This is a genomic window from Bradyrhizobium pachyrhizi, assembly GCF_029714545.1.
Lineage (GTDB): Bacteria > Pseudomonadota > Alphaproteobacteria > Rhizobiales > Xanthobacteraceae > Bradyrhizobium > Bradyrhizobium pachyrhizi.
Genome location: NZ_CP121667.1, coordinates 3,600,915 through 3,615,953 on the forward strand (window position 1 = coordinate 3,600,915; position 15,039 = coordinate 3,615,953).

The window sequence follows — 15,039 nt, forward strand, 5'->3', positions numbered from 1 at the left end:
GCTGATTTTTTACCCGGTTCGGATGCTCCCCACGATGCATCCGAATCATGATCATTTGAATCCAGATTTCCGGGACTGTCGAGAGTCAACGATTCGTTAATGCGAAAAAATTCTTGTCCCGGAGAGAATCATGCGGCGCAAAGTGAGTCCGAAACAGGAACGGCTCCGTAGAATTACGCGCGCGTCGGCTCTGCGTGACTGATCACACGCTTCACGGTGGGGAACGCACGACGCAGTTTGCGTTCGATCTCGTCGACGCTTTCGTGCACCTTGATCACACTCATCGAAGGCCGCGCGCGGCAATGGAAGTTGACGACCTCGCCGGCGTCGGTGTTGCGGACCCGCACATTGTGGATGTCATGGATCGCACCGCCATCGGCAAAGCCGGTCAGCGCCGCCTTGATGACTTCGACGCGGTCGGGCGCGGCGTCGGTTCCCCACGGCAGTTCCGGCTCGAGCGGCTCGATATGGGTGTCGACCTCGACGTCCTCGCCGAAATCCTCGCGGATCGCGCGCTCGAGCTCGTGGGCGATGTCGTGCGCCGCGTCGAGCGCCATGTCGCCGTCGACCTCGAGGTCGATGCCGACGATCAGCTTGCCGCCGATGTCGTGCACCGTGACGTGGTGGATGGCGAGGCCGGAATTGCGCGCGATCACCATGATGCGCTCGCGCACGCTCTCATTGTCGCGCGCCACCGGCACCGCGGTGAAGGTGAGGTCGGCGTCGCCGAACGTCTTGGTCACCGCCGCCTGTGCCCTGCGCTTGATGTCCTCGACGCGGTCGATCGGGTAGGTGCGCGGCACCTTGGCGATGGCGTCGATGAAATGCGTCGCGCCGACCATGCGGACGCGCAACCGGTCGACATCGACCACCCCCGGTACGGCCTTGATGACGGCGGTGGCCTTTTCCAGCGCGCCTTCGGGCGCGCGGTCGAGCAGGGTCTCGACCGTCTCCCGCGCCATGCGCAGGCCGAGCAGGGCGATCATCACCGCGACCGCGATCGCCGCCGCGGCATCGCCCCACCAGAAGCCGAAGCCGGCCAGCACCAGGCCGACAATGACGGCGGTCGAGCCCATCACGTCGGAGGCGAAATGCAGGGCGTCGGCGGCCAGCGCCTGGCTCTTGGTGTCGCGCGCGGCGCGGTGCAGCGCGCGGGCCCGCCACAGATTGACGCCGATATCGATGACCAGAACGACAAAGGGAATGGCCGAGATCGACGGCGGCGGCGTCCCTTCGCGCAGATGGCTATAGGCCTGCACCAGGATGCCGCCGGCCAGCACATAGAGCAAAGCGATGATGCCGAGCGCCGAGACGCTCTCGAACTTGCCGTGGCCGTAATGATGCTCGGCGTCGGCCGGCTGGTCCGACACCCGCACCACCGCCCAGGTGATGATGGTGGCGACCAGGTCGATCGACGAGTGCAGCGCCTCGGAGATCAGCGCCAGCGATCCGATCGCGATACCGACGACGAACTTCGCCACCGCCATGCTGCCGCTGGCGAGGATCGAGATCGCTGCGACCGATGTCTTGGTGGAGGGTGCGCTGGTGTTCGAAGAACTCATGAGCGGCGGTTTAGCAGGCCAACGGTGAACATCAAGTGTCGTTCGCCACGTGTAATCGCCACTCAGTTGCAATTGCAGCTTTGTGTTAATCACATCGTCGTCCTGGCGAAAGCCAGGACCCATAACCACAGGGGTTGCGTTGTTGATATGAGCTGTAGCAACTGCATCGCGTCATGACTTGCATTCGGGTAACGGGTCCCCAGAGTTCACAAACGAAGTGCAACACTTCCTTGAGGAGGTGTTGCCATGGGGCGGAGTTGCAATCAGCTCTCTCTGGACGACCGATGCGCGTTGAAGCGCCGGGGATGCCAGCCTTTGGTGACCCAGAATGGAATACATCTGCGGGTTGCGGACTGGCGCAATCTGCATAAGACGCGCTTTGAGTAGTTGGTTATTGTGTTCCGCAAAAGTCCGGTCGAGGGAGCAAAGTATGAAAGCAGCAGCCGCCGTCGTCCAATTCGCTTGTGCGTCTCTCTCCTCCCTGTGCAGCTTGGTGCTGACCACACCGGCAGGCGCACAGGCTGTCTCTAATGATCAAGCCTACGAGATCGCACGCGATGCGTATGTCTACGCGTATCCACTTGTACTCGAGTATGTGACGACGATACAGGCGGCGAACTATGCCGAGCCAACCGGCATTCCGGCGCAAGCTCCATTCAATCAATTTGGTCACGCCAAGGCCTTCCCGGCGGCGGACTTCAAAGCAGTCGTGCGGCCGAACGTCGATACGTTATATTCCGTCGCCAGCCTTGACCTTGGTCGCGAGCCAATCGTCCTTTCGGTCCCTGCGACGGATCGTTATTTCATGTTGCCGATGCTGAGCTTGTGGACCGATGTGTTCGCTGCTCCGGGAACGCGCACGACCGGTCGCAACACAGCGCGCAATTTTCTCGTCGTTGGCCCTCGCTGGCAGGGCAGCGCCCCGCGCGGTCTAGAGATAATCCGCAGCCCGACCCGTTATGTTGCCATTGCGGGACGTACGCAGACCAACGGTCCGTCGGACTACGACAATGTTCATAAGATACAACTGAGTTATAAACTGACGCCACTCTCCGCGTGGGGAAAAGGAAATTACATTCCACCCAAAGGCAAAGTGGATCCAAAGATCGACATGAAAACGCCGTCACCGGAGCAAGTCGAGAAGATGGACGCTGCCACGTTTTTCGGCCGCTTTGCCGAAATCCTAAAGGACAATCCGCCGAACCCTCTGGATTATCCAATGATCCATCGTTTGGAGCGGGTTGGTTTTAAGGTCGGTCAAAATTTCAACCTGAGCGCATCGGCGCCCGCAATCAAACAAGCTTTCGAGCGAGCAACGTCCGACGGTAAGGCGTCCGTCGCCAAGCTTGGCAAACAGGCGGCTGGCATGGGCAGCAAGGGGTGGGCGTACAACATACGCAGCGCAGACTTCGGCGTCGACTACCCATACCGCGCCTCCGTCGCATCCTATGGTCTTGGCATGAACTTGCCGCAAGATGCCGTCTATCCGTCCACCACTACCGACGCCGATGGTCGGCCGCTCGACGGCAATTCGAACTACGTCCTGCATTTCGAAAAGGGCAAGTTCCCTCCGGTCGAAGGCTTCTGGTCACTGACGGCTTATGATGGTGAGGGCTATTTCATTCCTAATTCGCTAAACCGTCAGGCCATTGGCGATCGTAGCAATCTTGTCTCCAACGCGGACGGGTCGCTCGACCTTTACGTCCAATCCACGTCGCCCGGTACAGATAAGGAAGCGAACTGGTTGCCGGTCGCCAAAGCACCCTTCACGTTGATGCTGCGCCTCTATGCGCCAAAGAGCGAAGTCCTGGACCGCACCTGGACGCCGCCTATTGCACGCGCGCCGTAGGAAGCCCACTGAGCAGCTATGACCGTTCGTCAGCCCTCGGTCGCATTCGGGCCGGCATGTTCTTGGTCAGCCAATGCCGTCGAGGCCTTTGAGACTCGTCATCTCTCCGCGCGGCGCTATCAATGGCTATCGCTTCCGTCTTCGCTCTTCGAGCTATCGCGGACAGGTCATTCAGCCGCGTCCCGCGGACTGCCCGCCGACTGCACTCGATCAGAAGTGACCCGAAGCGGTACTTGCCATTTAAAGATCGATTGGTCTATATATCTGCCATGAGACACCAGACCGCCATGCAGTCGCCCCGCGGGCGCCCGCGAAGCTTCGACGTGGACGCCGCCATCGAACGCGCGATGAATGTGTTCTGGTCGCGCGGCTATCACGCCACGGCGCTGCCGGACCTGCTGCGTGCGACGAAGCTGTCGCGCGGCAGTCTTTACGCCGCGTTCGGCGACAAGCACTCGCTGTTCCTGCGCGCGCTCGATCGCTACATCGCCGATGCCGTGACGCGGATGGATGACGAACTCGATCCCCGCAGAGATCCGGTCGACGGCCTGCGAGCCTACCTTGCCGGCTACGTTGAACGCGCGTGCGGTGCCAATGGCCGGCGCGGCTGCCTGTTGGTGGCGACGGCGATGGAGCTGGCTGGCCAGGATGCCGAGGTTGGTCGTCGCTTCGCGAGCTTCTTCAAAACCATGGAGGCAAGGGTGGCGGACGCATTTTCCCGTGCGGAGACCGTGGGCAGATTGGCCGATGGCGTCGAGCCTTCGAGTGCCGCCCGAATTCTGATCTGTTTCCTTTGGGGGCTGCGCGTGGTCGCCAAGACGGCTCCGGCGCGTACCACGTCGCAAGCCACCGCTGACGCGCTCCTCGCTCGCTTCATCAAATAAGCAACTGTTGGAATGACCCTTGATGTCCACTTTACGTCCGCGGGATCAGCGTGCCGATATATGGACCGATCGGTCTTGAAAGGAAAGATGCCATGTCTGCCATCCAGATCATCTGCGCGGTGGCCGTTCCCTTGCTCTGGGGTTATCAGTTCGTGGTCATCAAGGTGGGCGTCACCGAGTTTCCGCCGCTGTTCTTCCTCGGACTGCGCTTCCTGGCCATCGCGCTGCTGCTTGTTCCGTTCGTCAGAAGGCCGACACGCCAACAACTCGGCCCTGTCGCAGCTATTTCGGTTTTCCTCGGCGGACTGAACTTCGGGCTGTTCTATGTCGGCCTCGGGCTCGGCTCGGGAAGCATGTCGGCCGTCGCCTATCAACTCGCCCCGCCGTTCACCGTGCTGCTCGCCTGGCCGCTGCTCGCGGAGCGGCCGTCGCTCATCACATCCGCCGGCGTGGTGCTGGCGTTCGTCGGCGTGGTGGTGCTGGCAGCCGGGCCAGAGCTGTCGGCAAACGTGCTTCCGCTGCTGCTTGTGGTCGGGGCAGCCTTCGCATTCGCGGTGTCCACCGTCCTGACGAAACGCTACGGCCCCTTCGATCCCCTGATGCTGATGGGATGGTCATCGCTGCTCACGGTGCCGCAGGTGATGTTGATGTCGCTGCTGCTGGAATATGGACAGCTGGCGAGCCTCGGCACTGCGGATCAACGTGGCTGGCTGGCGCTCGCCTACACCGTCTTCATCGGCGGCATTGTCGGGTTCGGCCTGTGGTTCTGGCTGATCGGGCGCTGCTCGATGGGCCGTGTCGCCCCCTTCGGTCTGCTGCTTCCGGTGTTCGCCTTGATCTCGAGCGTGCTGTTCCTTGGCGACAGCGTGACCCCGAAACTGGTTGTCGGCGGACTGCTCGCGATCTCCGGCGTTGCCATCACACAGGTCAGACCGGGTGTGTAGGCGGACCAGCCGTAGCGCTCGCAGGGACGGAATTCGGCCGTGGCCGATGGCTCCGCTTCCGCAACAGGGAACCGCCTTCGGGTGGTCTTCCATTCGCGTAAAATGCGAACAGTTCGCCATCGCCAGGACGCGATCACTGTGCGGCAAAACAGCGCTCTTGCGACATGACCGGTGCGCCGCGCCTCACCGTCAAACCCGTCGGTCGTGGCGCGCACGCCTGCTCATGCGCGTGAATTCGCGCCAGAGGTTTTCTGGCGGCTCGGCCTGCCGTGTTGGTATGCAGTTTGTGCCGGAGAGCGCACAGCCATTCGGACAGATGCTGCCGGACAGGTTTCGACGCAGCAACTACGGGAGGAACGATTCCCCCGGGAGATGTTTGGCAACGATGCTCTCGGTGCTCAGGGAGTGGACCAGTATCCAATGTAAAGGGAGAGGCCACATGAGGAGCGTTTTCGCGAAGGCGTCAATCCTCGGGGTTGTCAGCGCGGGGTTGATCGGTACGGCCGCGGCACAGACTCAAGATTTGCGCAAGGGCGCGGCCGATGCGACCAAGCAGGCCAATTCGGTCTTGCTGAAACAGCTGCCGTTTAGCGACACCTCTGATTTCGACGCGGCGAACAAAGGCTTCATGGCCGCGCTGCCTTCCGAGGCAATCAAGGGAAGCGCGGGTAACGCCATCTGGAACCCGCAGCAATACGGCTTCATCAGCGACGCGACCGCCCCCGATACGGTCAACCCAAGCCTGTGGCGACAATCCCGGCTGATCAACATCTCCGGCTTGTTCGAGGTGACCGACGGCATCTATCAGGTTCGCAACCAGGACCTGTCGAACATGACGATCATCGAGGGCAGCGAGGGCATTACAATCGTTGATCCCCTCGTGTCGGCAGAGACGGCAAAGGTGGCGCTCGACCTGTACCGCTCGAAGCGCGGAAACAAACCCGTCAAGGCCGTGATCTACACCCACAGCCACGTCGACCACTATGGTGGTGTGCGGGGCGTCACCAGCGAGGACGACGTCCAGTCCGGCAAGGTCAAGATCTATGCGCCGGATGGATTCCTGGAGGCCGCGGTCGCCGAGAACGTCATGGCCGGCACCGCGATGAGCCGGCGCGCCAGCTACATGTACGGCAACCTGCTCAAGGCGGATCCGAAAGGTCAGGTCGGCGCGGGTCTCGGCACCACGACCTCGGCAGGCACGGTGACGCTCATCGCGCCGACCAACATCATCAAGGAAACCGGACAGAAAGAGAAGATCGACGGCTTGACGTACGAGTTCCTCATGGCGCCCGGTTCGGAAGCGCCTTCGGAGATGATGTGGTTCATCGAGGAAAAGAAGGCGATGGAATCCGCCGAGGACGCGACCCACACGCTGCACAATACGTATTCGCTTCGCGGCGCCAAAATTCGCGAGCCGCTTCCCTGGTCGAAGTACCTCAACCAGGCGCTGGTGATGTGGGGCGACAAGGTCGATGTGGTGTTTGCGCAGCACCACTGGCCGACATGGGGCAATGACAAGGTGGTCTCGCTTCTGGAGAGCCAGCGCGACCTTTACCGCTTCATCAACGACCAGACCTTGCGCATGGTCAACCACGGCATGACGATGCGCGAGATCGCCGACGGATTCAAAATGCCTGACAGCCTCGCCAATGTCTGGGCAAACCGCGGTTACTACGGCTCGATCTATCACGACGTGGCCGCCACCTATGTTCTTTATCTTGGCTGGTTCGACGGCAACCCGGCGACCCTGCACGAACTGCCGCCGGTCGAGGCGAGCAAGAAGTACGTCGAGTTCATGGGCGGCAGCGACGAGGTTCTGAAGAAGGCCAAGGCTTCCTACGACAAGGGTGAATATCGCTGGGTGGCTCAAGCCGTCCACCACGTCGTGTTCGCCGATCCCGACAATCAGGCCGCCAAGAATCTCGAAGCCGACGCGCTCGAGCAACTCGGCTATCAAGCCGAGTCCGGGCCGTGGCGCAACTTTTACCTGACCGGCGCCCAGGAACTGCGCAACGGTGTCGCGAAGCTGCCGACGCCGAACACCGCGAGCCCCGATACGGTGCGCGCGATGTCCGCGGATTTGTTCTTCGACTATCTCGGAGTTCGCCTCAACGCCGAGAAGGCCGGCAACGCGCATGCGAAGCTCAACTTCGAGTTCGGCAAGGACGGCAACTACTTCGTCGAGCTGAAGAACGGAGTGCTGAACCACACGGCGAACATGAAGTCCAACAATGCCGATGCGACGGTCGCGTTGTCGCGCGATACGCTGAACAGCATCATCCTGCAGCAGACCAGGTTTGATGATGCCGTTTCGTCCGGCGCGGTGAAGGTGAGCGGAGACCAGACCAAGCTGCGCGATCTCGTGTCGTATCTCGACACGTTCGACTTCTGGTTCAATATAGTGACGCCGAACCAGACGGCTCAATCCGCCACGACGGGGCGAGGGGGAACGTCGCGATAATCATACGATAATCATACGGCCAAGCGGCGCGGAGCACTTGCTTCGCGCCGCTTCGCTATGCCCACCTTCGCCGAAGATCTCGCGGATCTGCTCGATCGAGCGGGTGCGGAAGATGACGCCGACACTCTTCACGCGCTGTCGAAGACAGCTCCATTCAGTCATTTTGCTGACGCAATCTCTGTTTTAGTCGAGCGAGAAACTGAAAACACGGTATGAGGGCCGCCCAGGTTCTCATAATGGTTCCGCCGCCGGAACTGGCACGAATCCGCAAAGAATTGGCACGAGTTAACGCCATCGCGTTCGCTCGGCGATGTTTTGCGCGGCATCGGGAACCGGACGATCGAAGAAAATCAATCAAGGAGTTATGATGCTGTTCGGCTCGAGCGCCGCAATCTGCGGCGCCCTGGTTGCGCTCGCCATTTCTGGCACCGCTGCGCGAAGTGAAAACGCTGCGGTTCACTCAAGTGCCGTCGTCAACGCCGCGTGTGGGGATGCAATCGTTGGCGCGGCATCCATGTACAATCCGTTCAAGCCCGGCAGGGAGGAGGGCGGTCCAAGCACAGCCTCCGGCGAGCGCTATGATCTCTCGGTCTGGGCGGCTGCCATCAAGACGAGTCTGCGCCGGAAGTTTGGTGGGGTCCAATTTGGCGCGCGGCCGAAATATGCCCTCGTCGAGGCGGTAGGCAAGAAGGTCATCGTCAAGATAAATGACGTGGGGCCACTAAGGCCCGGCCGCATCATCGACCTCAACGAGCGGACGATGCGCTATTTCGATCCAAGCCTGGAGCTCGGAGTCATCAGTGGCGTCAAGGTCAGCCCGCTTGCGGGGGACTATTGGATTCCCGGACCGGTCGGCTGAACACCGTACGCGAAAAGAGCCAGGGCAGAGCACGTGGCAAGCGCGGATGAGAAGGCACACTTGCGCTTCGCTCGTCCGCCGTTCGCTCGCAATGACGATGACGCTTGCCGAAGTCTGCTGCTACAGCGTCACCACGATCTTGCCGAGGTGCTTGTTGGCTTCCATGTGTTCGAACGCCTTGCCGATATCGGCGAATTTGTAGACCTGGTCGATCGGCAGCTGCAGCTTGCGTGCCTCGACCGCGGGCCAGATGTCCTTGCGCACCTCGTCGAAGATCGCGCGGATCTCCTCGATCGAGCGGGTGCGGAAGGTGACGCCGATATACTGGATGCGGCGCGCCGCATGCAGGTCGAAGTTGAAGTCGCCGTGGGTGCCGCCGAGCCGGCCGACATTGACGATGCGGCCCTTGACCTTGGTCGCCTTGAGGTTCTGGTTGGCGACCGGTCCGGAGATTTGGTCGACGATCAGGTCGACGCCTTCGCCTGAGGTCGCCTGCAGCACCTGATCGACCCAGCCGGGATCCTTCGAGTCCACCGCGAGATCGGCGCCGAACTCCTTCAGCCGGCCGCGGCGCATCGCGTCGGTCGATGAGCCCACCACGAGCTTGGCGCCCTTCAGCTTGGCGATCTGCATCGCCATCAGGCCGACGCCGGAGCTTGCGCCCTGGATCAACACGGTCTGGCCCGGCTGCAGCGCGCCATTGGTGACGACGGCGTTGTGCATGGTGGCGAGCGCGACGGGCAGGGTTGCGGCCTCGTCGAAATTCATGTTGGAGGGCGCGCGGAACAGCCGGCCGTGATCGGCCAGCGTGTATTCGGCGAATGCCGCGCCGCCGGAGCCCATGATCTTGTCGCCGATCTTGACGCCCTTGGCATCGGGGCCGAGCTCGGCGACCTCGCCGGCCCATTCCATGCCGAGCACGGTGCCGACGCCGCCGGCCGCGCCGTGGACATGGCCCTTGGTCATGCCGAGATCGGCGCGGTTCAGCCCGCAGGCATGAACCTTGACCAGCACCTGGGTGCCCTTCGGCACGGGCTTGGCGACGTCGGTAATTTCAGGGCCGTTAGGGCCGTAGACATAGGCTTTCATGGGGGCATTCCCTTCGGTCTGAATCCTCATGGTGAGGAGCGCGCCTTCGCGCGTCTCGAACCATGAGGCCCGACTGTGGCCTCATCCTTCGAGACGCTTGCTTCGCAAGCTCCTCAGGATGAGGAGATAGAGCCGCGCGATAAAACGCTTATTCAGCGGCCTGACGCTTGGCACCAGCTGTCATGCGCTCCAGCCGCTCGCGGATGATCGCTTCCGCTTCGTGGACGATGCGCGACACCAGCTCGGCGCAGGACGGAATGTCGTGGATCAGGCCCTGCACCTGGCCGGCCGACCAGATGCCTTCGTCGGCATCGCCTGACGCGTAGACCATCTTGCCGCGCGCGCCGGCGACCAGCTCGCGCACATCCTCGAACTTGGCGCCTTCCTTCTCCATCTGCACGACCTTGGTCGAGATCGCGTTCTTGGCGACGCGCGAGGTGTTGCGCATGGTGCGGAAGATCAGCTCGGTCTCGCGCTCGTCATTGGCGACGATGCGTTCCTTCACGAGCTGATGGATCGGGCTCTCCTTGGTGCACATGAAGCGCGTGCCCATGTTGATGCCTTCGGCGCCCAGCGCCAGCGCTGCGACCAGGCCGCGCGCATCGCCGAAGCCGCCGGAGGCGATCATCGGGATCTTCACCTTGTCGGCGGCGGCGGGGATCAGGATCAGGCCGGGTGTGTCGTCCTCGCCGGGATGGCCGGCGCATTCAAAGCCGTCGATCGAGATCGCGTCGGCGCCCATCCGCTCGGCGGACAGCGCGTGGCGAACGCTGGTGCACTTGTGCAGCACCTTGATGCCGTGCTTCTTGAACTCGTCGACATGCTCCTGCGGCTTGTTGCCGGCGGTCTCGACGATCTTGATGCCGCTCTCGATGATGGCCTGGCGATATTCGGCGTAGGGCGGCGGCTTGATCGCGGGCAGGATGGTCAGGTTGACGCCGAACGGCTTGTCGGTCAGCTCGCGGCAGCGCGCGATTTCCTTGCGCAGATCGTCCGGCGTCGGCTGCGTCAGCGCGGTGATCATGCCGAGCGCGCCGGCATTGGCGACGGCGGCAACCAGCTCGGCGCGCCCGACCCATTGCATGCCGCCCTGCACGATCGGGTGGTCGACGCCGAACATTTCGGTGAAACGTGTCTTGATCATTCTGCCCTCGTTTCCATCAGGATTTTCCGCGGCGCGGACGGCGGCGCACGGTGTTGTTATGGATGTCGGGCGGAAGGATGCAGTCCTGTCCGGCAATTGTCTACCGGCGACCTGCGGCGCGCCCATGCGGAAATGACGGGCCGCGGCGGTCAGGCGAGGGCGGGACAGAAATCTTTCGTCATCTGTTCAGGCGCTCGTGATCGAACACGCAGCGCCCGGCTCAGAGCAAGGCAAAGCAGGCGTTTGTTACGCCGGCACGGCGTCTTTCTTCGACGCGGCGGTCTCCTCGTCGAACGCGGCGGCGATATCGCGCATGCTGACGACGCCGATCAGGCTGTAGTTGTCGATGACGGGCACGTGGCGAATGTGGTGCTTGGTCATGAGATGACGAATGTGCTCGAGCGTGTCGCTCGATGTGCAGGAGACCAGCTGCTGCACTGAGACGAATTGCGACACCTTCATGCTCGCGCCGGCCGCACCGTGCTCGGCGATCGCGCGGACCACGTCGCGCTCGGTGAACATGCCGACGGCGGTGTTGCCCTCGGTACGAACGACATCCTTGACCACGAGCGCGCTGATATTGCTGGCGCGCATCAGTTGCGCGGCAATCGCGACGGTCTCGTTCATGCGCACCGTGGCGACGCGGGGGGTCTTCTTGCGCAGGATATCTCCGACTTGCATGGCAACCTCCTTGGTTATCGTTGACTGGAGTCTGGTATACAAAATGCCAATTGTCAACGCGACTGTCACGGAATCTACCATCAGGAAACAGCTTAAATAGGCAGGTTTACTGACATTTTCGACGATTGTGAGCGACCGTGGGCGGCGCAGGCGATCCGCCGCACCAGGCGCGGTGGTATCTTGCATCCCTGTCTTTGGCAAAAAGAAAAGAGGCGCACCGAAATGCGCCTCTGTCCGTTCAGCAGGAAAATTGAGAGTTCAGGCCGTCCTGATTCAAGCCGTTTTGGCGCTCGTCGCGGTCTCTTCCGCGGCGGCGGCCTCGTTGCCGTTGATGAAGGCGCGGCGCATCGGCTTGATCACGAACAGCGCCATCAGCGCTGCGGTGGCGTTGAGCGCGACCGCGATCACGAACACCGCCTGCCAGCCATAGCTGGCGGCAACGATGCTTGCGGCAGGCACCAGGAGCGCTGCGGTGCCCTTCGCGGTGTAGAGCATGCCGTTGTTGGTGGTCGCGAACTTCGAGCCGAAGGTGTCGCCGCAGGTCGCCGGGAACAGCGAGTAGATCTCGCCGAACACGCCAAAATAGACCGCGGTCGCCAGCACGAACACCACCGGGTTGTGACCCCAGGTGGATAGCGTGAGCAGCATCAGCGCGCCGGTACCGAACGCGATGAACATGGTGTGCTCGCGGCCGATGTTGTCGGAGACCCAGCCGAAGAACGGCCGTCCGAAACCGTCGAAGATGCGGTCGAGCGAGATCGCGAAGGTCAGCGCGGCCATCTGGAAGCCGGCGAGCGTGACCGGCGTGTTCGCGATCTTGTAGTCGTGCGCGATCGGTGCGATCTGCGCCGCCGCCATCAGGCCGCCGGCGGCAACCATCACGAACACCAGATACATCACCCAGAAGATCGGGCTGCGCAGCACCTGCGGCGGCGTGAAGTCGACCTTGGTCTGCGGCAGATTGAGCTGCTTCTTCTTCGGCGGGATCGAGACCGCGGGCGGCTGGATGAAGAAGGCGAGCAGGAAGACAATCAATCCCTGTCCGATGCCGAAATCGAAGAACGCAGTCTGATAGCCGCTCGCGGCGATCATCTTTGCAATCGGCACCACCGTGAGCGCGGCTCCGGCGCCGAAGCCGGCCGCGGTTGCGCCGGCGGCGAGGCCGCGGCGATCGGGAAACCACTTCAGCGCGTTGCCGACGCAGGTGCCGTACACCGCGCCGGCGCCGATGCCGCCGAACACCGCGGCGGTGTAGAGCAAGGCGAGCGAGTCGGCATAGGAGTTCAACACCCAGGCGAGCGCGATCATGATGCCGCCGAACATGATGACCAGCCGCGGGCCGTATTTGTCGACGAACCAGGCCTCGACCGGCACCAGCCAGGTCTCGGTCACCACGAAGATCGTGAAGGCGAACTGGATTGCCGCGCGGCCCCAGTGGTGCGCGCCGTCGATCGGGTCGACGAACAGCGTCCAGCCATATTGCAGGTTCGCGATCATCGCCATGCAGACGATGCCCATGACGAGCTGCAGCCAGCGGAAGCCGCTGGACGAAGGTTGAGCTTGTGTAACGGCAGTATTGCTGGAAACCATCAAGTCCTCCCGAGCGCGCTGGTCTTGTGACCGAGTGTCGCAATTATTGTGGCGTATCGTCGCAAGCGCTCGGCGGAAGTTGGTATACTATATTCCAGAAAGCAAGCCCTTCATTCTGTTGCAATGCAGCAAATCTGACATCCGACGCGCCGGTCCCGACGGCGTCTCGCGGCCGGCAAAATGAAAGCGCCCGGCTTTTGGCCGGGCGCTTCGCAGGCTGTAGTGGAGGGCGGTTGCCTAAGCCGTAGCCGATTTCGCGACCACGACTTTTCGCCAGGGCTTGAGGAGGGCGATCGCGAGCAACGAGGCGAGGATGTTGGCGCCTGCCGCGATGATGAACACCTTGTCCCAGTTGCCCGATGATTGCTGCATGTAGTTGGCGATCGGCACCAAGAGCGCCGCGGTGCCTTTCGCGGTGTAGAGCAGGCCCGCATTCGTGGTGGCGAACTTGGCGCCGAACGTATCAGTGCAGGTCGAGGGGAACAGCGAGTAGATCTCGCCCCAGGCAAAGAACACGAAGCCCGAGAGCAGCACGAACCAAACCGGGTCGTGTCCCCAGAGGTAGAGCATCCAGATGCCGATCCCTTCCATGCCGAAGGCGATGAACATCGTGTTCTCGCGGCCGATCATGTCGGAGATCCAGCCGAAGAACGGACGCGTCAGGCCGTTGAGGACGCGGTCGATGGTTGCCGCGAAGGTCACCGCCGTCATCGTCACCGCCATCAGCGTGACCGGCACGCTGTCGACCTTCCAGTCGACCGCGATCGGCTTCAGGTTCGCCGTCACCATCAGGCCGCCCGCGCCGACGATCACGAACATGAAGTACATCAGCCAGAAGATCGGCTGCCGCAGCACTTCGGTCGGCTGATAGTTGCGCCGGGTCTGGATGATGTTGGCGTTCGCCACGACGGCCGGCACCTGTCCGGCCTTCGGCGCCAGCAGGAAGAAGGAGAGCAGCACGATGATGATGCCCTGGCCGAGACCGAAATACAGGAAGGTGGTCTGGAAGCCGGAGTCCTTGATCATCGCCTGGATCGGCGCGACCGTGAGTGCCGAGCCTGCGCCGAAGCCGGCAGCGGTGATGCCCGCGGCAAGTCCGCGCTTGTCCGGAAACCATTTCAGCGCATTGCCGACGCAGGTGCCGTAGACGCCGCCGGCGCCGATGCCGGCGATGATCATGCCAAGATAGTAGCCGTTCAGTGTCGTCGCCTGCGCGTTGATCGCCCAACCGAGTGCGCAGAGGATGCCGCCGACCAGCACGACGATGCGCGGACCGTATTTGTCGACGAACCAGCCTTCGACCGGCACCAGCCAGGTCTCGAACAGCACGAACAGCGTGAAGGCCCATTGGATCGATGCGCGATCCCATCCGAATTTCTTCTGGATGTCGGGGACGAAGAACGTCCACCCGTATTGATAGTTTGCGATCATCACCATCGCGGCGACGCCGATCGCGAGTTGCGTCCAGCGATAGGTGTCGCTGACACGCGCGGCCGCAGGGGCCGCAGTTGCCTGAACCATGTCCGACATAGATCCTCCCAGTGCGCCCCTTGTCGTTGCTTATGAGCGCGCGACAGCCATCTTGGTATCCGATATGCCAAGGTTCAAGCTGTCGCAGGGGCAGCGCGCGCTTATGCCGCACAGGACTCAGCCCGGGCACCCCGGGAGACTAGTTCAGCGCGCAAGGAAATGGCCCCGAAAATCGGGGCCATTGGTCGAAGGTTCAATGTCAGGTCGCATCTTGCGACGAAAGCTGCATCCGGCGGAGAGCGCCGGAAATCCCTCGGCTTAGAGGCCGAAGCGCGGCAGGTCGCCGTTCCGATTCGAGATCTCCGCGCTCTTCATCAGCAGGCGGTCGATCGAGGCCAGCAGGCGGCCGAACAGGGTGGAGGAGGGCGCGAGCGTCAGTACAGTGGTCTTGGACATTGGTGTCCCCTTTCATTGGAGGCCAGCAATGGGCCGGCTCATCATCTGCA

The 15,039-nt window shown here is 62.2% G+C and carries 12 protein-coding genes; 5 read left to right on the top strand and 7 right to left on the bottom strand.

Going from position 1 to position 15,039, the window contains the following annotated elements; all coding sequences use genetic code 11:
• Window positions 1–173: 173 nt before the first annotated feature.
• Complete coding sequence (locus tag QA639_RS16450; protein WP_157347309.1) at window positions 174–1,562, bottom strand: cation-efflux pump; 1,389 nt, start codon at window positions 1,560–1,562, stop codon at window positions 174–176.
• A gap of 430 nt (window positions 1,563–1,992) precedes the next feature.
• Between QA639_RS16450 and QA639_RS16455 the strand changes: the two genes are divergently transcribed.
• From QA639_RS16455 to QA639_RS16475, 5 genes are all read left to right on the top strand, one after another.
• The gene (locus tag QA639_RS16455; protein ID WP_283090235.1) at window positions 1,993–3,411 is read left to right on the top strand and encodes a DUF1254 domain-containing protein; all 1,419 of its coding nucleotides are present in this window, start codon (window positions 1,993–1,995) and stop codon (window positions 3,409–3,411) included.
• Window positions 3,412–3,698: 287 nt separating this feature from the next.
• Entirely contained in the window at window positions 3,699–4,295 is a 597-nt protein-coding gene (locus QA639_RS16460) for a TetR/AcrR family transcriptional regulator (RefSeq protein WP_157345967.1), read from the top strand.
• Window positions 4,296–4,387: 92 nt separating this feature from the next.
• Complete coding sequence (locus QA639_RS16465; protein WP_283090236.1) at window positions 4,388–5,239, top strand: DMT family transporter; 852 nt, start codon at window positions 4,388–4,390, stop codon at window positions 5,237–5,239.
• A gap of 439 nt (window positions 5,240–5,678) precedes the next feature.
• On the top strand, window positions 5,679–7,700 hold the full coding sequence (locus tag QA639_RS16470; protein WP_428841178.1) for an alkyl/aryl-sulfatase: 2,022 nt from the start codon (window positions 5,679–5,681) through the stop codon (window positions 7,698–7,700).
• A gap of 364 nt (window positions 7,701–8,064) precedes the next feature.
• Complete coding sequence (locus QA639_RS16475; protein WP_193395273.1) at window positions 8,065–8,559, top strand: RlpA-like double-psi beta-barrel domain-containing protein; 495 nt, start codon at window positions 8,065–8,067, stop codon at window positions 8,557–8,559.
• Between the two features lie 120 nt (window positions 8,560–8,679).
• On the opposite strand, the gene QA639_RS16480 is transcribed toward QA639_RS16475, so the two are convergent.
• From QA639_RS16480 to QA639_RS16505, 6 genes are all read right to left on the bottom strand, one after another.
• The gene (locus QA639_RS16480; RefSeq protein WP_028331536.1) at window positions 8,680–9,648 is read right to left on the bottom strand and encodes a zinc-binding dehydrogenase; all 969 of its coding nucleotides are present in this window, start codon (window positions 9,646–9,648) and stop codon (window positions 8,680–8,682) included.
• A 148-nt stretch (window positions 9,649–9,796) separates the two neighbouring features.
• Window positions 9,797–10,792 (bottom strand): NAD(P)H-dependent flavin oxidoreductase, encoded by a 996-nt coding sequence (locus QA639_RS16485; protein ID WP_028331535.1) that lies wholly within the window; start codon window positions 10,790–10,792, stop codon window positions 9,797–9,799.
• Window positions 10,793–11,038: 246 nt separating this feature from the next.
• Complete coding sequence (locus tag QA639_RS16490; protein ID WP_028331534.1) at window positions 11,039–11,473, bottom strand: CBS domain-containing protein; 435 nt, start codon at window positions 11,471–11,473, stop codon at window positions 11,039–11,041.
• Between the two features lie 273 nt (window positions 11,474–11,746).
• The gene (gene oxlT, locus QA639_RS16495; RefSeq protein WP_028331533.1) at window positions 11,747–13,063 is read right to left on the bottom strand and encodes an oxalate/formate MFS antiporter; all 1,317 of its coding nucleotides are present in this window, start codon (window positions 13,061–13,063) and stop codon (window positions 11,747–11,749) included.
• Between the two features lie 237 nt (window positions 13,064–13,300).
• Window positions 13,301–14,593, bottom strand: a complete 1,293-nt coding sequence (oxlT, locus tag QA639_RS16500; RefSeq protein WP_028331532.1) for an oxalate/formate MFS antiporter — start codon at window positions 14,591–14,593, stop codon at window positions 13,301–13,303.
• 258 nt (window positions 14,594–14,851) lie between these two features.
• Window positions 14,852–14,989: a hypothetical protein gene (locus tag QA639_RS16505; RefSeq protein WP_167350443.1), complete on the bottom strand. Its 138-nt coding sequence runs from the start codon at window positions 14,987–14,989 to the stop codon at window positions 14,852–14,854.
• Between the last annotated feature and the right edge of the window lie 50 nt (window positions 14,990–15,039).